Source organism: Pirellula sp. SH-Sr6A, from assembly GCF_001610875.1.
In the GTDB taxonomy this organism is placed as follows: domain Bacteria; phylum Planctomycetota; class Planctomycetia; order Pirellulales; family Pirellulaceae; genus JBKCUI01.
This window is the reverse complement of the sequence record NZ_CP011272.1, coordinates 5,511,759-5,530,477: the sequence shown is the minus strand read 5'-3', so window position 1 is coordinate 5,530,477 and position 18,719 is coordinate 5,511,759. Positions and strand designations below refer to the sequence as shown.

General features: G+C 53.2%; 12 protein-coding genes. 4 read left to right on the top strand and 8 right to left on the bottom strand.

Annotated features, from left to right (window positions below; genetic code table 11):
* Nucleotides 1-27 precede the first annotated feature (27 nt).
* The 3 genes from VN12_RS21495 to VN12_RS21485 all read left to right on the top strand — a co-directional run bounded on the left by VN12_RS21495 (nt 28) and on the right by VN12_RS21485 (nt 6,664).
* Entirely contained in the window at nt 28-4,338 is a 4,311-nt protein-coding gene (locus VN12_RS21495; RefSeq protein ID WP_146678727.1) for a DUF1549 and DUF1553 domain-containing protein, read from the top strand.
* Nucleotides 4,339-4,354: 16 nt separating this feature from the next.
* Nucleotides 4,355-5,695 (top strand): c-type cytochrome domain-containing protein, encoded by a 1,341-nt coding sequence (locus VN12_RS21490; RefSeq protein ID WP_168164555.1) that lies wholly within the window; start codon nt 4,355-4,357, stop codon nt 5,693-5,695.
* Between the two features lie 93 nt (nt 5,696-5,788).
* Nucleotides 5,789-6,664 carry a DMT family transporter gene (locus VN12_RS21485; protein ID WP_146678725.1) on the top strand — a complete coding sequence of 292 codons (876 nt, stop codon included), beginning with the start codon at nt 5,789-5,791 and terminating at the stop codon, nt 6,662-6,664.
* 16 nt (nt 6,665-6,680) lie between these two features.
* Here VN12_RS21485 and VN12_RS21480 read toward each other — a convergent pair whose 3' ends face one another.
* From VN12_RS21480 to VN12_RS21460, 5 genes are all read right to left on the bottom strand, one after another.
* On the bottom strand, nt 6,681-8,822 hold the full coding sequence (locus VN12_RS21480) for a sensor histidine kinase (RefSeq protein ID WP_146678724.1): 2,142 nt from the start codon (nt 8,820-8,822) through the stop codon (nt 6,681-6,683).
* Nucleotides 8,823-8,835: 13 nt separating this feature from the next.
* The gene (locus VN12_RS21475; RefSeq protein WP_146678723.1) at nt 8,836-9,258 is read right to left on the bottom strand and encodes a hypothetical protein; all 423 of its coding nucleotides are present in this window, start codon (nt 9,256-9,258) and stop codon (nt 8,836-8,838) included.
* A gap of 11 nt (nt 9,259-9,269) precedes the next feature.
* Nucleotides 9,270-9,953 carry a PspA/IM30 family protein gene (locus VN12_RS21470; RefSeq protein WP_146678722.1) on the bottom strand — a complete coding sequence of 228 codons (684 nt, stop codon included), beginning with the start codon at nt 9,951-9,953 and terminating at the stop codon, nt 9,270-9,272.
* A 56-nt stretch (nt 9,954-10,009) separates the two neighbouring features.
* Nucleotides 10,010-13,714: a hypothetical protein gene (locus VN12_RS21465; protein ID WP_146678721.1), complete on the bottom strand. Its 3,705-nt coding sequence runs from the start codon at nt 13,712-13,714 to the stop codon at nt 10,010-10,012.
* Between the two features lie 265 nt (nt 13,715-13,979).
* Nucleotides 13,980-14,798 carry a DNA alkylation repair protein gene (locus tag VN12_RS21460; protein WP_168164554.1) on the bottom strand — a complete coding sequence of 273 codons (819 nt, stop codon included), beginning with the start codon at nt 14,796-14,798 and terminating at the stop codon, nt 13,980-13,982.
* Nucleotides 14,799-14,919: 121 nt separating this feature from the next.
* Here VN12_RS21460 and VN12_RS21455 point away from each other — a divergent pair, with 121 nt between their 5' ends.
* Nucleotides 14,920-15,351, top strand: coding sequence for a universal stress protein (locus tag VN12_RS21455; protein ID WP_146678719.1), 432 nt, complete (start codon nt 14,920-14,922; stop codon nt 15,349-15,351).
* Here the strand turns inward: VN12_RS21455 and VN12_RS21450 are convergent, their stop codons facing one another.
* From VN12_RS21450 to VN12_RS21440, 3 genes are all read right to left on the bottom strand, one after another.
* Complete coding sequence (locus VN12_RS21450; RefSeq protein ID WP_146678718.1) at nt 15,352-16,170, bottom strand: 3'-5' exonuclease; 819 nt, start codon at nt 16,168-16,170, stop codon at nt 15,352-15,354.
* A gap of 66 nt (nt 16,171-16,236) precedes the next feature.
* On the bottom strand, nt 16,237-17,100 hold the full coding sequence (locus VN12_RS21445; RefSeq protein ID WP_146678717.1) for an enoyl-CoA hydratase/isomerase family protein: 864 nt from the start codon (nt 17,098-17,100) through the stop codon (nt 16,237-16,239).
* Between the two features lie 107 nt (nt 17,101-17,207).
* Nucleotides 17,208-18,692 (bottom strand): Gfo/Idh/MocA family protein, encoded by a 1,485-nt coding sequence (locus VN12_RS21440; RefSeq protein ID WP_146678716.1) that lies wholly within the window; start codon nt 18,690-18,692, stop codon nt 17,208-17,210.
* Between the last annotated feature and the right edge of the window lie 27 nt (nt 18,693-18,719).

The following is an 18,719-nucleotide window of genomic DNA, read 5'->3' as shown; positions in this document are numbered from 1 at the left end:
CCTCCTGCCCACCTGGATTCCCTCCCTATGACCCGTTCGTTTCGCTCCATGCCCCCCTTCACTTGGTTACCGCTCCTGCTGCTCGCGTTGTGCTGCCAAACATGTGTAGCGCAGCTTCAAGTCCATTCGGTCTCTCCCGTTGATTGGACTATCGGCGCCAAGAATCGAGTGACCTTCACAGGCAAAGGCATGTCCGACGAGATTCGGTTGCTCTTTACCGAGAAGCTCCAATGCAAAGTCCTCGCGTCGACCAGTGAGAAGCTGGAGGTGGAAATCGATGTTCCACCAGGTATGCCTCCGACCGAAGCGGGTGTTTGGCTCTCAAGCAAATCGGCAGTCAGCTCGGCGCATCACGTGATCTTGGATACGCTCCCCTACGCGTCCGAAACGGGCACCGACAATCACTTGTTCGAGAACGCCATCGCCGTCTCGTTCCCTTCGGTCATCGAAGGCAAAACGGAGGCATCCCACACGGACTTCTATCGGTTCTACGCTTTCGAAGGAGATTTGCTTTTCATCGATGTGCTTGCACAGCGATTGGGAAGCAATATGGACAGCTATGTGAAATTGTACGATCCCGACCGGAAGCAGATCGCATCGGTCGACGACACCGAACTGGGACCCGACAGTCAATGCCACGTCGCGATTGAAAAAAGCGGATGGTATACCCTTGCGGTACGAGACAGTCGATTCCTTGGTGGTGGCAATTACCTCGTCAGGCTCTCACCCGCCTATGATGACCAAACCATCTCCCCCCTTCTCGCGCACCGATCCCCAAAAGATGGGCTCGAACTGAGCGACCCGAAAGGGACACCGCATTGGATCCTTCCGAGTTCAAACCCGTTTGCGTTTCCGTCCATTGTCTATCAATCTTCCACATCGGTACTGGATGAAACAGATACGTCGCTCAAATCCAACTCCCCTGCCGCGCCGAAGCCGCCATTTACCTTGGTCGGTCATCTGCAGTTAGATTCCGAGCAAGACTCTTTCTGGTTTCAAGCCGAGAAGGGCAAGACACTTCGAATCGCAACCCAAACCCGATCCCTCGGCTCACCCGCTTTGTTGAGAGCTGAGCTTTGGAAGGAGGGAATGACCAAGGTCGCCGAATCACCCGTCCAGGATCAGGACGAATGGATATTAGAGTTTCCTGTCACGGAAACGGGGACCTATCAGCTTCGGGTCAACGATTTGCTACGGCGAGGCGGCCCGAACTACGGGTATGCGATCGAAATCAAGTGGAAAAACGACTTCGACGTGGTGTGGAAAGTGGATCCGAAAGGGACGGAAGCACGCTTGGCGGACGTGAAAGCGGGTGCGATTGCCGTTGATTTGGTTGTTCAGCGTCAAGGATACGAGGGTCCGATCGAAATTCGATGCGAAGAACCTGCAGGTTGGCGGGTTCTCAATCCACGCATCGAGGCGAAACAAGTCGGTGCACGGTGCTATGTCCAAGCAGCCACAGATTGGGAAGCGGGCGAGGTCCAATGGCTTCGCTTCGTTGCATCCCCCGTGTCCCAGGAGGCCAGCGGAAGCGACCTCCCGGCAGCGAAAGTGGTTTCGAATCTGTCTTGGCTTCGAGCTAAGCATCCCAATCAACCGTATCCGGCTCGATGGAAACAGCACCGTGGAGTCGTTCTGACAACGGCTGCATCAGACGCACCCGCTTCGGCTCGTGCACCGGACGTGTCGCGTCGCAGTCGAGAAAGCGAAGCGTTGGAATGGAAGATTGCCTTGGCTGCATTGCAAGGTTCCTTACCGGCGGGGGCGGAGTTTCCAGCCATGGAAATTGCAAACCACTGGACGGTCAAGGGAAGCGTTAACAAGGAACATGTTCACTTGTCCCTCGCTCGAACGTCGACCGCTGATAAGTCGACCGCTGATAAAGTGTATCCCGAATCGTTTTCTGTCCCCTTCTATTATGAAACGCAAGGGATTGGACGGCTTGGAACGTTCGAGCTCCCGATGGAATGGTACGACTCCCCGGAGCGCGTCGAGTTTTTTCCTCAACGCATCGCGGTGCATCGGAGCCGGGACCATCAGCGACTTTCGTTATCCGGATGGGATTCGTCAGGCATGGTCCGCGATTGGTCCGATTACGTCGAGTGGACGGTTTCCGATCCGAAGTTGGGAGAAGTGAAGGGTGGGATTTTCTATCCCAAGGATTCGGGAGCAGGTACCGTTACAGGGAAACTTGGCAAGCATAGCATCCGTGTTCCCGTAACCGTCGAACTCTCAGGCAAAACGGCGTCTGTGGAATTCGAGAACGAAGTGCTCGTGGCGTTGTCGAAACAGGGATGCAACTCCGGTGCATGCCATGGTTCACCGAGTGGCAAAGGGGGGTTCCGGCTTTCGTTGAGGGCGTTTGACAAAGAACTAGATTCCCTCACGCTCGTAAACGAATACGCTGCACGCCGAGTTAATACCCTCGAGCCGGACGAGAGCCTGTTGATCAAAAAAGCCTTGATGAAGGTTTCGCATGGTGGCGGCATGCAACTCAAGAAAGGGGAGGCCGCTTACCGCGTCCTTCATGACTGGATTGCGGGAGGAGCGAAGCTGGATCCACCTGATGCAGCGCGCTGCGTAAAGCTAGAAGTCTATCCCAACGATGCGCGAACCCTTCCGCTCCAGACTGGTCAACAAAAGCTCATCGTCATGGCTCATTTCGCCAATGGCACCTCGCGAGACGTCACCGACTTGGTCTCGTACGAGAGTTCGAGCAGCACTGTCGCAACGGTGTCCAAGCAAGGGATCGTGACGCCCAAATCACAAGGGGAAACGGTTATTTTGGTTCGGTTCCTGGAACATATCGAATCGATTCCATTCGTCTTTATCGACTCCCAACCAGAATTCCAATGGGTTAAGCAACCTGAATTGAATTGGATCGATGGGTTGGTGGATACAAAGCTCGAGCGATTTCAAATCAACGCATCTCCCGTGTGCGACGATGCGACATTCTTGCGTCGTTCCTCGCTCGATGTCATCGGTCAGCTCCCGACGCCGAGCGAGACGCGAGAGTTTCTGGCGAGCACGGATCCTGGCAAACGTTCCAAATGGATCGATCAGCTTCTGGATCGGCCGGAATACGCGAGTTTCTGGGCACTGAAATGGGGCGATCTCCTTCGTGTGACAACCAAAGGAGTGACCGAAGAAGGGGTCTATAAATACCACCGATGGATTGAAGAAGCATTCGCTGCCAACAAACCTTACGATCAGTTCGCGAGGGAATTACTACTCTCCAAAGGGAGTACCTTTCTTCATCCAGAAGCCAACTTCTACCGGACGGCCAAAGATGCACAGGAGAGCGTGGAAACCGTCTCGCAATTGTTTCTAGGGGCAAGATTGCAGTGCGCCAAATGCCACAACCATCCTTTTGAACGATGGACTCAGGACAACTACTATGGGCTGAGCGCGTTTTTCAATCGGGTGCAGCGCAAGAACACGACGCGCCCCAATGAACTGTGGATTTGGACTAGTGCCCAAGGAGAGATTCAACAGCCTCGCACCGGAAAAATCATGGCGCCTTGGGTACCGGGCGAACTCGCTGCGTTGGCTGCCGACGCAGACCGTCGGCAAGCATTCGTCGAGTGGTTGGTGAATCCCGAGAATCCCTATTTCGCTCGAGTGGAAGCCAACCGAATTTGGAGTCAACTTTTTGCGAGAGGTATTGTCGATCCGATCGATGACTTTCGCGATTCGAATCCTCCTACCAACAAGCCGTTGCTTGATGGTCTGTCGCAATTCTTTGTCGAGCAAGGTTACAATCGCAAGGCATTGTTGAGAGTCATTCTTAATAGTCGCACGTATCAAGCTGATTTCGCAACCCATCCTAGCAATGAAGAGGATGCGCTCTACTTTTCGCATCAAGAGCCAAGGTTATTGTCGGCGGAGCCACTTCTCGATGCGGTGAATCACTTGCTCGGAACCGAGCAGCGGTTTGGGGTATTACCGGAGGGGACCAAGGCGACGCAGTTGCCCGCACCGGACGTTGCCAAGCTCGAATTTCTGCGAGTCTTCGGTCAACCAGAGCGTTCCACCGTTTGCGCCTGCGAGCGTTTGGATGAATCCAATTTGGGAATGGCTATCGAACTGTTCAATGGTTCGTTCCTCTATGAAAAATTGCGAGCCCCCGAGAATCGCTTTCGCCGCATGCTTCACTCCGGGAGCGATTTGAAGGCAATCATCCAAGAACTCTATCTGGCAGGTTTTTGCAGGGAACCTAGCGAAGAAGAGCTACAGCGATGCGTGGCTCATTGCCAGTCGAAAGACAGCTTGGAGGCCGGGTTGGAAGACCTTTGCTGGGTATTGCTCAACACCGATGAATTTCTGTTCCAGCACTAAAGAACTACTTCGATCCATGCTTACTACTGTTGTTCATCGATCCAGTTTCGTCGTCGTTGGATTATGGCTCGGCACCTCGGTTCCAAGTCTTTCCGCCGACGAGCCTAAGGAGATTTCGTTCCGACGCGATATTGCGCCGATCCTTCAAGAGCACTGTGTCGCTTGCCACGGAGCGAAACGGGCGGATGGAGGTTATCGCCTAGATACCGTCGAGAATCTCCGATTACCAGGCGAATCCGAGGAACCCCCTCTTTCTCGCGATCTAAACAATCCAGGAGAGATCCTCGCGCGCGTTTGTTCGAGCGATCCCTCTGTTCGGATGCCGTCAGACAGCGAGGCCTTGAGCGCTCCTCAAACAGAACTGCTGAAGAAATGGATCGCATCAGGAGCCAAGTTTGATGTCGACGACGAGCGTTCACCACTCTGGATGTCTATTTCCCCGAAGATGGCAGCTGCTCCCCAAAGCTATGCTCAGCCACAACCTATTACATCGATAAGCTTGTCAAGCGATGGGGAAAAAGTCTGGCTTGGAGGGTATTACGAGCTCTTGGTATTCCCAAAACCGGAATACGGTTTGGGGCAACGCGTTGCTCATCAATCTCAGCGGGTCACGGCACTCCTGCCAACTCGCGAGGGACAGTGGATCGCAGCGGGCGGTGCCCCTGGTTTAAGCGGAGAGATCCGGATTACGGAAGCGAGTACGCACGAGGTAGTCCGAACCAAGGTCTTGGGCACCGATTTGGTTCTCGATGTCGCACTCCACCCAGCAGGTACGGAGTTGGCGTGCGCGATGACCGACGGAACCATACGCATTTTGGAACTCTCATCCCTTCAATCGAAGAAAGTTCTAGCCAGCCATTCGGATTGGGTAACCCAGGTTGCGTACAGTCCGGACGGCAAGCAATTGGGGAGCGCGAGTCAAGACAAAACTGCCAAAGTTTTCGATACGACGAGTTGGGAAACGGTTGCTAACTATTCAGGTCACCAGGCTGCTTTGCGAGGCATTGCGGCAGCTGGAAATGGAGAATGGCAAACGGTTGGCGCCGATCGACAGTGGCATCGCTGGACCACAGCTGGAGCGAAGAAAACAGCCGGGTTGGCATTGAGCGGAGATCCGGGAAAGATCGCCGTTTCCGATACGGAGACCATCGTTCCATGTTCCGACGAGGCTTGGCATCAAGTCGACTGGAAAGGGAACAAGATTACCCGTTCGGTGCGAGTTCCCATGGCCATCGGGTCCGTTGGTGTGGATCGCGAGCGAGGCACGGTCGTAGTAGGTGGCCGTACCGGGGAATTTGGAGTCTGGAGTTTGGCGGACGGAACGATGCTACGGATTGTGGAAAGACCGTTTCCGTAGCGGGACGAGCGAATTGAGAGTTGGCAAATATCCCGTATCGTCAATACTGGTGTGTCGCTCAGCTTTGCTCCGAATCGGTTCCGCGGTCGCCACATGATGATCAAAAAGTCGGGTCTTTTGTATGCGATCGCGAGCGCATTGGCATTTGCGATTATGGGCTATTGGGCAAAGCACCTCAGTCGCGAGATGCCTTCAACAGAGGTCGTCTTCTTTCGAGGATTTCTCGGTGCCATCTTGTTGCTTCCTTGGTGTTGGAATGAGTTTGGGCATTTCCGAAATCCTGCGTCAAAGTATTTGGTGTTGCGGGGAGTAGCGGGTGCTGGATCTGGACTTTGTTATTTTGCAACGATTGCAAAGACCACGGTGGCGAACGCCCGCGCAATCGCCGATGTTGCGCCGATCTTCGTCGTCTTACTCGGTTGGCGCTTTCTGGGGGAGCGACCGACGAACAGGCAATTGGGATATGTGCTAGTGGGATTATCGGGCACGTCCCTTCTGGGAATTCCGGGTGCAAGCACGTGTCCTACCGATGCTTGGTTAATCGGGTTGCTGGGAGCTTTGTTTGCCTCGCTCGCCTACTTTTCTTTGCGGCAGGTAAGTCAGATCTTTCCCATGAGTCTTACGGTGTTCCTCTTCATGGCAGCTTTGGCGATGACAGCCTTGTGCTTTATCAGCACAGGCTGGGTATTGCCTACCGAAAGTCAGTGTTGGGTTCTCTTTGGTATCGGGATCAGCGGAGTGGTTGCCCAATTATGGATGACGGCTGCGTACGCTCGCCTTCCGGCATTCCTAGCGACTTCGTTTGGACTTTCTTCGCTCCCGATCATTGCAGCGATCGAATGGGCTTTTGATCAGGATATGCCGGAGCCCTTCGAGTTGCTCGCCTATGCGCTCGTTTTGTGTTCGGTGATGCTCCATGCCCATTCGACATGGAATCGCACTCCCGTTGCGGCAACGCCACCGGAGTGATTCGGTTCAACGCGTTTTAGAGATTTGAACGAGGTAAGACGACCGTAAACGTTGCCCCTTGTCCTGGAATGGATTGGAGGGAGATCGTTCCTCCTAGTTCCTGAACCCGTTCTTTGACAATGTACAATCCCAGTCCGGTACCGGTCTCTTTGTAGGTAACAAACGCCTCAAAGATGAAGTCTTGGTCCTCAGGTTCGATTCCTTTTCCGTTATCGATCACCGATGCGTGGAATGATTTCTCGTTCGCCCCGGTAACGACCCTGACTTTGGCATGTTGATGTTCCGAGCAAGCTTCGATGGCATTTTTGACGAGGTTCATAAAAACCTCGTTCAGTGTTTGTTCGCTCCCCGCCACGGCGATTTGTGAGGCCCCCAGTTCGAACTCCAGAACCGTGCCGCGTTGCAAGGCATAGTAAGAGAGGATCGATCCAATCTTCGAAATGACGGCATCGGGTTCCGAGTGGGAATTGGAATCCTCCGGGAGTCTTGCATAGTCGAGCACTCGTTGGAGTGTGAGATGGAGGCGATCCACTTCGGAAACGATCATTTCGACGTCGTGCCGGTGAGGGCTACCAGCCGGTGTTTCTTCGGCGACGAGCGATGCGATGGTACGAATGGAAGAAAGAGGATTGCGAAGCTCGTGAGCGAGAGTTCCTGAGATCATCCCGAGGGTCGAAAGCTTTTCTTTTTGAAAAAGGTCTCGCTCCATCGTTCGACGCATTCGTTCTTCGACAAGGTTTTGGAGGGTCGCTGCGAATTGATCGACCAAAACAAGGAGTGAGGTCAATTGTTCATCTGCTAACTGCAGGAAGCTTTTATCATTGCCGAAAAGAATCGCTCCTCGAATGGACTGGTAGTTCATGGGAAAAGCGGCGTCGCATCCCAACGTATCCATCGCCTCTTCCAGGACCGAACTGTTTGTATATCCCCGTTCTAGAGGAGCGGTCCGATCGACAAGAGCACGGAGAAGATGGGCCAGTGCATGGGGGTCATTTTCGGGCACCCAGACCTTGTACGGAGAGATACGAACTCGTGAGGTGACAGGATCTACTACACGGAATTCTCGATAGTTCTCTGCGGGCTGACCGGCATCCAAATACAAAATGCGTACCCACGTCAGTTCAAAACGGAGGCGCAGTTGTTCTGCAAACCACTCACATCGAGCTGAGATATCAGGGGATGTTTGTTGCGTGACTGCCAGTGCGAGCTCTCGGATAGCATCGCGAACCTCAAATGCTCTTGGACTCATCAGGAATCGAAGAGACTCGCTGGCGCGGCGTCGAAAAGGCCGAATCCAATAAATCAATAAAACCAAGATAGCCAACTCAAGCAAGACAAAATCCACATTGATAATTCCTCGCAATCGATTGGCGACAGGCTGTGCAATCAATTGATGTGCAAATAGCCCAGCAATCAAGAAACCACCGTAGACAGTCGTCTGTTCGAATACGACCGGTAATAGTCGATTGGTCAATACGTACCAGACCAAGACAACTGAGGGGAGCAACGGAGCGATCGCCAGACCAATACGAATGGGATACTCCCATTCCGGCCGGTCGGAGAGAAGTACATAAGCGGTTGCCGCCACGGTGAACAAAACGAGAAGAGATGAAATCCATACAAAGAACCATCTTCTGTTCGAAAAGGGGGTGGTAATGGCGATGGTTGCGAAGATGAGCGTGCAAACCCCGTTTGCGGTAGCAAGCCAGCCGATGTAAAGAGGTTGGATGGGCCGGACGCTTTCCATGAAGTTCCCGCGTGGACCGGTAAATATTTGGTACACCGCGGGCAATAGTAGTAGGAGGGGAAAATAAAGAGCCCAGTACAATCGACTGTGGCGTGACATAATTGGTATGGGGTGGCGTAGACTCGTGCGCAGGTGCAATGCAGCGTGGAGCATCGCTGACGGCATGATAAGCAGCCCGGTACACAGAATGAGCATCGCACCACGGTCACCGATAAATGCCGCATCGGTCTTTTCATGGAAGAAGAACAGACGTCCGAAATAACCTAGGTGAAAAAGAAATGCGCCACCGACGAGCCATTTCAACCAAGGTGCCGCATACTTTCGATTGATCGGTTGGCAAAGCAGGAGGAGCAACACCAGCTCAAAGAGCCCTGCCAGCCCTACCAATAACCACTCCAACCGTTCCAGCATGTTGTAGGCGTTTTCAAAGAGATAGATTTTGAGAAGGGATCATCCAATCCTCGTCGAGCAATAGTTCCCATTCTAGTCCAATCGGGCGTGCTTGGAGCATCGAACGGAAGCCATCGCTCGGAAGAATCAAGGTATCTTGATACGTCGGCCTTTGCTGAGTCCAGTATTGCCGGAAGACCGGCTCACTGTTCAACGATGCGTCCAAGATAATGAAAAGGGGCCGGGCGTGGTGCCCCTCTTCATTTCCTAGATGCAAAACACGAACATTTCTTAATTCCTCAACCCTCAATTCCTCCACCCGCAATAGCGAGTAAAGATGATCGCGAAAGATCAGATGATCCCCCGGGCGTAAAGACCCCAAGAGCAGCGAGCGTGAGGAGACGCGGATACGATCCTGCCCCCACCAAGTCTTGAGCAACTCTCGGACTGTCTTCATGAGCCCGTTTCTCATTGGGAACTTTCAGCAGAGGTCATTTTTCGAAGGGCGTCGAGCTCCGCTTCGAGGCGTTCCTTTTGTTCCTGCCGTAAAAACTCTTGCTCGAGATCGCTGGGAACATCGTCGTCCCCCATTTCGGAAAGCGCCTCCAGTTTGGCTTCCTGGCGATCGATGCGATCTTCCAGCTTTTGAAAGTGTGAGAATGCCGATTTGCTGTGGGTTCGGTCCAACGCTGATTGAATTTTATTGGTCGACTTGGCGCGCGCAAGCTTCGCAACCAGCAGTGTCTTTTTATGTTGCGCCTGACGAATCTTGTCTTCCAAATCTCGGACAGCTGCTTTGAGTTTTTCGACTTCGACCACCTGTTTGTTATGATCCGACTTGTACTGCTCGAGTCGCTGTGTGCAGGACAGTCTTTGTTCCAAGGCGGTTCGCGCCACCGATTCGTCCCCTCGCTTGATGGCCTGGGTCGCGCGTTCTTGCCATTTCGTTTCCTCTTCGGCCTCCTTGTTAATACGTTTTCGCATCAGGATTTCGTCGGCGACCGCATCGGCGACACTGGATCGAACGACATCCAGCTCGTTCTGCATGTCGATCAACAGTTGATGCAAAACCTTTTCGGGATCCTCGATCTGCTCTTTGAGCGCCGTAACGTTCGATCGCATGATCAGGGTAAATTGAGATAACCAAGACATAACCATTCTCCTTGAAAGGAAACAACAACCAGGGGAAGACGGGAATGGAAACTAGATCAATTCCACGTCGCTAACTCATCCGACAACTCTCGAATTCGAGCACGAATCCGATCGCGATAGATTTCACAGACAGCACCGAGTGCAATGACAACGACTCCAATCGAGAGTCCAGCAATCCACAGTCCACCCGGTTTGTCCATCGCTGTCCGTACCAGGATCGAAATCAGATCGATTGCTAGGAAGGCCGTACCCGTTGCCATCAGCACCTTGATCCGCAGGCCGATGGCTAGCAGGACAACAAGTACGCTTAAGACCATGAGGGAGATCAGGTGCCACCAGCTTCCTTGAACAATCTGGGCCAAGGGGGAGACCAACGCAACGAGCGAACCGGCTAGACGCAGGTTGTAGGCGGTCGACTTTGTCAGGTTGGCTCTCAGTAACTCCACCATGGCAACCATCGAAAATCCGAGTGGGACCAAATAAAGTTGAAGATCGCTCCACCCTACGGTTCGAGTCCACGACGTTAGGCCCGCGTTGAGTAAAACTAGGAGCGCCCAAAAGCTCCAAGTGGACTTGGTAACGTACGCTTCGAACGCGGAATAAAAACTGGCCAGAAACAAACAGAAGGTGGTAACGGATTTCCCGTGCTCGTGAATACCGAACAGATGCGTCATCACGAACCAGACACTCAAGCACGATGCGATTCCCATCGCAACGATCTGGAATGGGTGAGCAATGAACTTCCAATCTTCCTTCGTGAGAGATCGCTGTGCACACCATGCGAGGCTGATTGCCAAACAGGTCCACCCAATCGGCGTATACTCCGCAAACTCCGCGAATGGGATCTTGGCGGTGCCTAGAAGAATGGCTCCCAACAAAAGTCCGAGGCAAATCCAGACACGGGATTCATTCTTCGCCCAATACGCCTTGGCCATCTCAACGCCGCTGAGCAAAAACAAGAGTGCAGTTCCGACTAAACACCACTGGATATCAGCACGGGTGCTCACGCAGGCGATCCAGGTCATCTTGAAGATAAGAAGCATCAGGCCTCCTTCCCAACCACGGGCGAATCTTCGATCAAGATGCGGCAATAGAGTTTGAATGGCGAGCAAACTGAACACAAAGAAGCTCAAAACGGTTGAGACATAGGATCGACTCTGCACCCAGCCTGAAACGAAAAGGATCTCAAAGGGATTCACTCTCATGCCGTGGCACATCAGCATAAATGCGTAGTAGTGGCAAGCTACTGCCCCGGCCCCAAAAGACGAGGAACCAAGGGATGGTTGCCTCACCCCATACAGGACAACCAACGCGATCAACCCAGCCCATGCCAAAAGCGGAACAACAGGGATGCAGCAAAGACAGAGAAGCAAAACGCACCAAGCCGTCGCCGTGTGCTCGAACCACTTCACCCAGGGCTTCGCATCCTCGACATGGCGATTCCAAAGACTTATCGGCAAAACCAACGCTCCAACAACAAGCCCCCATAGGAGCGGGATCGCGTCCTCTTTCGTAGAAATCCAGTTCATGTGAAGAGCGAATCCGGACATAGCTAGCGGAGCCATCAACGTGAAGATGAATACCGAGAGTGGAAGTCGAAGCACCGCAATACTGCCCAACAACCAAGCGATAGTCAGAATCAGAGACAATTGAAAACTTCGATCAAGGTTCCAATGGATATCCAACAACATGACGAAATGCATTCCACAGCAAGCCATGGATAGGATCGAGAACCAATCCCGGGCAGGGACGCATAACGCATCCCATAAAGTGCCAGCCGAGACAAAATCGGGTCGATTTCGATTTGGACTTGTTGCGTGGAAATGAATCATTTCGCTCCAACCAAAGCCGATTTGGGAGTTGCGTGTCAGCAAATACCCCACACCGGAGCCGATCGTCGAAACAGCCGAGATTAGCCACATCCAATCACTCGCATCGTGAGCGATTCTCGAGAAGAGAAGAGCAATGGCAAATGTCCATGCAATGCAATGAGCTGCACCCGAGATATATCGGCGCGTCATGGTTGTGTTCAACGCATGCCCGATCATCACGAGAGCGAGCCAAATCCAATCGAGTTTCGACATGCCAGCCCCGCCAACCCGGAGAGCATGTGTCGCCAACGTCAGGGAAAGGATGGTTAGCAAGATCAGTGCGAACAATTGCCCGAGAGGAGCCAGTCTCCCTTTCCATACCGGCCAAAGTTTTGCAGTTGCATCGGGAAGACTGAAACGTTGAAGCAAACATTCGGCTGGTAAAATAAACAACAGGTTGCACCAAACTCCCAGCAGAACGAACGACATGCTCGAATCCATTTGCCACCCGAACATAGCATTTCCAAACGGAAGTGCACTGTAGATCGCCGCACTCATTGCGAAGAGTGTTCCAACCATGTATCGACGATCATTCCACATCGCCGCTTGAAAGGTGTAGTAGACAACGTAACACGCCGGAATCAGGAACATTGCCTTGGTATTGCTAGCGGAGAAGAGGAGCAAGGCGAGCCCCAAGAGATTGGCGCCCCAAATGAGTGGCATATAAAAGACGCGCCAGTCACCCTGTGCAATTCGTAATGATTTTGACTTCAAGGCGTACGCGAGGGTCGACCAGCTGAGAATCAATGGGAGACAGGTCAATCCGTAGAAAGCGATCGGCAGTTTGGATTCATTCAATCCCGATGCGGCAGTCGAAGCGACACCGCGTGCCCAATCCGCAAACCACACCGGACTGATGATGTATCCGATCACGACCAGACCAAGTCCCACCCAAGTCAGAACAGATTGTTTCGATTCGTATGCCGCCCAGAAATAGATTGCCGCAGCCAGGAGACTCGCAGGGACAAGAAGTTTCAGATCCGGACCGAGATGAAGGAGGACATTGCTCGATAGAAACACCCCTGCGGTGGCCATCAGCAGACAGATCACCAACGTCACCCCTGCAGAAACAGGCCAGGTCTTCAAAAGCCCACCGGTTCGCACACGATGAACATGCAAAAGAGATTGCGCTGTGACGGCGACAGGAATTGCGCACAGGACCAAAGCGAAACCAAACCAATGCTGCGATTCCACCCATCGCAACTTAGAAGAGAAGAGAAGCAACATCTCGATTCCCATCAGGCGGACGGGGAAGAATTGGTATGCGCTCATCGGTGCACGGTGCTGTTCACCGAGCCAAAAGAGATAGCGATTGATCTTGATAATTCCAACCGTTCCCACGAGCCAGATAGCAATGGCCATTCCTGTGGTCGGGATAGAGAAGGAATCGGGAATGCTCCCAATAACACCGAGGAGAACAAAACAAATCTGATAGGTGATTTGCCTGCCCGACAGAAGCTCTCGAAGGATGCAGTCCGAGATATAGGTAACAACCCCAGTCCCGACGACGACTGTAGGAAGCCACTCCCAAAGGCTGATGGTCTGATGGTTACTGAGCCACCCAAGCGAGAGAAAGCTTATCGGCAACAGAAAGAGAGTGATACCTCGCAACGTTGCGGATGTCGCTTTCAAACCCAACAATCGATTGCTCGCTTCGGCGAACCCAAAGATGGTCGCGATGTATCCGAGAATCGAAAAGAACTTGATCGACAGATGCCAATCTTCCCATTGCTGGGCGACTAGTTTCAAAGAGCAAACGACGATAATCGCCGCTCCGATCAAGAGCATCCACTTGATGCTTCGTTCTTGCAGGAAGGCTTGAAGGAACTGTTCAAGAAGGGGGCGACTTGTCGTCTTGTCGTCGCCCTCTTGATGGGTTGCATGTTGCATAACAGAGAACCTTGCACTCGTGGGGGAAGGAGGTAGACGTCGCTTCGTTTGCGTCCACCATCACTACCCAATACACAAAACGTGCCAAGTGTCCTGTCTGAGAAAACAAATATCCTAAGTACTTAATAGGAAAGACCTTACGCTCACACAATTATTTGCCCGTTATCGCTGGCTTCCGCGCGCTGCAGAGGAGAAACTGCAGGGAGCATGCAGGGTGAGGACTGCAGTTTCGCCGGGTTGGCGAGCGAGGCAGGTCCGGATTGCGTCAGGATTTTCCGCGGAGAGTCCGCAATGCGCGGCGGATGATATATTGCGTGTGAAGGGAGCCGGACTCGCGTTGCCAGCGATCGGTGATCTCGACCACCCAATCCGGTTTGGTTTTGCTGGCGTCGTTCAGCCAGTTCGCAACCGAGTCTTTGACGTATTTGGAATCATCCTCTTTTAAGGGTTCCAAGATATCGATAGCCAACTCCGGGCACCTTTTGAGTTGCGCGATGTGAAAAGTCCACACACCTCGCGGTCGGGTGAGTTCGCTGGCGAAGCGTCGCAATCGCTCATTTCGGCTTCCCGTCCAAGGCACGAGGCGCCGGATGCACTCCTCGGTATCGCGGAGAACGTCATTACGGAGGGAGATCCAAGCAATCTCACGAAGCCCTGGGTTGGAATCATCCGCGAAGAGTTTGATCCAAGCTAGTTTCTTTAAGAACGACAGCGGAGCGTGCCCGACGACCAAGGCAGCCCATTCACGCACGACATCGCTGGCGTGGATGGACATCGATTTCCAAGCGTTATCACCGACCTGAACGACTGTCGCCAGATAGGCTCCAATCCATTGGCTCTTTTTGAGCGCTGCCAATTCCCGCGTGTCATTTTGAACCAATCGAATCGCTTCGTCAGAGATCGGCAACGACAATTCCTCGGAGAGATGTTGCAGTAAGCGAATGCGATCCACGCTAAGCCATTCCACCAAATTCTTGGACTCCAAGACGCCCAACGACAAGCCCTCACGGACCTCATCAGCGACTTCCACCATGCGTCTCGCAGGTTTGCGATCTTTCCACTCTTCAAATGTTTTTCGACTCATCCTACCCCTTCGGAAGCTTGCTACAAAGAATGCCAGCGGAACAGTATAATCCAGCGTTGTAACCTCCTGTTGGGCACGTGCTACTTCGTCCCGTTCTGTCATCCTCAAGGGCCGTTTCATCATGCCATGGTCGATCAACAAGCCAGTTTTGGTTCCCTTTGATTTCTCCGAACCTTCTCATGCCGCGATCGACAAGGCTCTGGAGATGGTGGAGGATCGATCCCAAGTCCACGTGCTGCACGTTCTCCCAATTTTCGTACCTCTCGCCCCCGAGGGGATTCCGATCGAGTGGAGTGACGACCAGAGAAGAATCGATCAAGCGATGGACTTGCTTAAGAAGGAATTCGCGGAGAAACGATACGGAGGAATCACGGAAGAGGTGATGATCGGTGATCCAGGAACCGTTTGCGCCGACCGCGCCGAGCAAATCGAAGCGGGTCTGATCATCGTCCCATCGCACGGCCGAAGCGGGCTGACTCGACTGTTGCTCGGGAGTGTTGCCGAGCGGATCGTTCGGTTAGCGAAGAGCCCCGTACTTGTTCTGAAAATCTAATCACTGGGTTTGTTCGAGCCTGCTCCAGTGGTTTAGGTAGAGTTGGTAGGCGGGATGGGAATCGGATTGTTCTTCGAGCATACTTCGGACTTGCTCGATCAATTGCGACTCCCGTTCCGATGTGATCCGTCCCATTACCAACAGCGATCGGAGGTAAACGAAGTATGTGTCGAGTACATCGCAGCGGCAGTACTCGCTGATTTCCGCCAGTTTCCCCTCATTGTAAAGCTCGTGAACCATGTTCCCCTGAACATCAATTTTGCCGGGCTTCTGAATAATTTGAGCGGCTAGGTTCAAACCACCGCGGAACCAACTGCTGCCAAAGTTGGTCAATATCTCATGCAGATCAAGGTGAGAGCTGACGTTGTACCGATTTCGGTATTGCTCAAACGCTTTGTCGTAAATGTTGAACCACGATGGAATGCTTACTCCATAGCGATAGGCAGACAGTTCCATAAGCGGTAGATCGAAGGAGCGACCGTTAAACGTGATAAACGTGGGGCGAGCGTACCGTTCCCACCCTACCCAAAAGTACTTCGTGATCACCTGGGGACGATGTTGCGGTTCATCGAGAGAAACAATCTCCATCAAGCTGAAATCGTCGCGAATTTTCGCAATCACGACAGCGACGGGTATGTGATAGGTGTACGGGATAAAGTCCTTCCCTGACTCCTTCAACAGTTCAAAACGAAAGCGTTCGCAAGCTTCCTCCGGTGCGAGCCCCAAACCTGGGTAGCGAGTCGATGCGATCATGGCACCATCCGCGACACTTTCGACATCGAATAGCAGATATTTGACTTCGTTGCTCGGTTGGGTCATTTCTGTGTCTTTGGGCGTACGTGAATAGCAGGCCGGTGTGCTCGGCCGGGGGAGAGCGAGTAACTTCTACGGGAACTTGGTCGGCCGCTTTTCAACAAAGGCTTTCAAGCCCTCGGAAGCCGACTCGGTGCTCATGATGGTGGCCATCACGGCGGCTCCACTGGTGAGGTGAGACCAAGTCGATTCGCCAACCATCTCATTGAGCAATCGCTTGGTCATTTGCATGGACTCCACCGAGGACTGTGCGATATCCTGAACAATCTCATTTCCCTTCGCCCAAATCTGTCCGGAGTCTACCAAGTAATGGACCAACCCCCAATGGTAGGCCTGTTCAGCACTCACTGGATGGGGATGCAGCAACAACCGCGCAGCCACCGAGGCTCCTGAGCGGAATGCGAGAAGCGGGGCGACCAATCCCGAAACCAACCCTACCCGGGACGCGAGCGACGCGAAGCTCGCTCGTTTCGATGCCACCACCAAATCCGAGGCTAATACCAGACCGAGCCCCGCCCCTAGCACCGGGCCGTCGATGGCGACGACGATAGGCTTCGGAAATCGAAGCATCGTTTCATACAACTCCTGAAGTTCCGTTGTCACATCCTGCCATGCGGCCAAGGACTCTTCGCTCCCTTGAATCTCACTCCATTGCTTCAAGTCTATCCCCGAACAAAACGTTGAGCCCGTAGCGGTCAGGATGACAGCGCGCACGCTTTTCTCACGGTGAAAATCGGCAAACGCCTCGGTGAGATCTTCGATGGTTTCGCGTGACAAGGCATTCCTGGTCTTCGCGTTGTCCAACACAATCGTTCCGCTGGGTGCAGATGTTTGGATGCGAATCCTCAATGATGACATACCGACCTTCGATGCCGTGAGAAAGAGAACAGGTAGCGTTTCGTAATGATAACGCGACTTTTCTACGAGAGATACCATGCTCAAGCGGTAAATGGAACGAGGCCGATGCAACCGCTCGAGGAAGCATCGGCCTTGGAAGATTCAGAATGAAGACGTCTCGCAGGGAAAGATCGAGAACATTCCTCTTAGACGGACTGTTCGGAAGGAAGTTCGTATCCTTTGCGGTATTCTCGCGAGAGCATGGTATTGGCTCGGTCGTTCCCGACAAAGGATTCGGAAATGGGGTCAAAGACCAAATGAGGGCCAACCTGAACTTGAAACGACTCTACGGAATTTTCCTTCAAATGGTCCACAGTCCGATCCCATGCCTCCGCAACCTTGGATGGACCCGCGATCTTCGCAACACGTTCGGCCGCGTCCTTCTTTTCCAACTTATCCCCCATGAGCAAGGAAATATTGCCGAGATGGCACAACGCGCTCGAGAGATGTCCTTCTTCGACGTCGGCGTTGAGAAGTTTGTGATCGCGTGCTCGTACCGCCTCTTCAAAGTTCTTGTAGTGGTAGGAATCGCTTCCGCCGTCAAAGGTCTTGATCGGTTTTCCGTCCAAGTCGAATGCCGTTCCTGATTGGTAGGTGGTCATGACAAGGTATCCTTTCGATCCTTCGACGATGATACCAACGCTCGCGCCTTTGTAATCACCCGTCTTCAATCCTCGGACTTCGAACGCCAACTGCTTCTCGCCGAAATCATGAACAACGAGTTGCGTATTGGCGGTCTCACCTGCGTCCTCGTAGCCTAGGCGTCCACCGATGGAGAACGTCTGTTCGCAAAGCTTATTCGCATTGAGAGCCCATCGGCACAAATCCATTTGATGGATACCTTGATTGCCGAGATCACCGTTGCCGTATGCCCATTGCCAGTGCCAGTCGTAGTGAAACTGTTTGCGCGTTACCGGCAGGATGGGAGCTGGACCGGACCAGAGGTCGTAATCGACTTCCTTGGGAACCTCGTAGGTACCCTTCGGTCCGATGGAGGGTCGACGCTTATAACACAGCCCCCGAGCCACGGAGACTTCTCCAATACCCCCGGAATGGATGAATTCCATCGCCGCACGCATACCCGGATTCGATCGGCTTTGGGTGCCGGTTTGTACGATACGGTTATGCTTGCGAGCCGCCTGAACCAATCGTCTCCCTTCGAGCACGTTGTGGGACACAGGCTTCTCGACATAAACGTCTTTGCCTGCCTGCACCGCCCAAATCGCTCCGAGCGAATGCCAATGGTTGGGCGTCGCGATACTCACTGCATGGATAGATTTGTCTTCTAAAAGCTTCCGGACGTCTTTTACCCAAGCCGGTCGCATTCCACCTTGCTTTTCCGCAGCGGAATCGCAAGATCGCTGCCCAGCCCGTTCATCGCAATCGCATATGTGAGTGACGATCGTTCCTTTTTTGCCCGCGAAACCACCGATGTGGGACTGTCCTCTCCCCCCGCCTCCAATCACCGCCACGTGGATCTGCTCGTTGGGACTCACCGAGGGCGACTGATTGTCCTGCGCCATGGCTGGGGATCCGAACCGAGATTGGGCTGCTAGTAGCGCTGCCGTGGTCAGCATCGATCGTTCGAGAAACTCGCGGCGAGAATTGGGTCGGGAACGGGACACGCTCATGATCGAAAACCTCAGAAAGGGCAGGTA

What these genes read in the sequence shown, in the direction of transcription:
- VN12_RS21465 (WP_146678721.1), bottom strand. Translation starts at nt 13,714, where the DNA reads ATGCAACATGCAACCCATCAAGAGGGCGACGACAAGACGACAAGTCGC.
- VN12_RS21495 (WP_146678727.1), top strand. Translation starts at nt 28, where the DNA reads ATGACCCGTTCGTTTCGCTCCATGCCCCCCTTCACTTGGTTACCGCTC.
- VN12_RS21460 (WP_168164554.1), bottom strand. Translation starts at nt 14,798, where the DNA reads ATGAGTCGAAAAACATTTGAAGAGTGGAAAGATCGCAAACCTGCGAGA.
- VN12_RS21485 (WP_146678725.1), top strand. Translation starts at nt 5,789, where the DNA reads ATGATGATCAAAAAGTCGGGTCTTTTGTATGCGATCGCGAGCGCATTG.
- VN12_RS21445 (WP_146678717.1), bottom strand. Translation starts at nt 17,100, where the DNA reads ATGGTATCTCTCGTAGAAAAGTCGCGTTATCATTACGAAACGCTACCT.
- VN12_RS21470 (WP_146678722.1), bottom strand. Translation starts at nt 9,953, where the DNA reads ATGTCTTGGTTATCTCAATTTACCCTGATCATGCGATCGAACGTTACG.
- VN12_RS21475 (WP_146678723.1), bottom strand. Translation starts at nt 9,258, where the DNA reads ATGAAGACAGTCCGAGAGTTGCTCAAGACTTGGTGGGGGCAGGATCGT.
- VN12_RS21480 (WP_146678724.1), bottom strand. Translation starts at nt 8,822, where the DNA reads ATGCTGGAACGGTTGGAGTGGTTATTGGTAGGGCTGGCAGGGCTCTTT.
- VN12_RS21455 (WP_146678719.1), top strand. Translation starts at nt 14,920, where the DNA reads ATGCCATGGTCGATCAACAAGCCAGTTTTGGTTCCCTTTGATTTCTCC.
- VN12_RS21450 (WP_146678718.1), bottom strand. Translation starts at nt 16,170, where the DNA reads ATGACCCAACCGAGCAACGAAGTCAAATATCTGCTATTCGATGTCGAA.
- VN12_RS21490 (WP_168164555.1), top strand. Translation starts at nt 4,355, where the DNA reads ATGCTTACTACTGTTGTTCATCGATCCAGTTTCGTCGTCGTTGGATTA.
- VN12_RS21440 (WP_146678716.1), bottom strand. Translation starts at nt 18,692, where the DNA reads ATGAGCGTGTCCCGTTCCCGACCCAATTCTCGCCGCGAGTTTCTCGAA.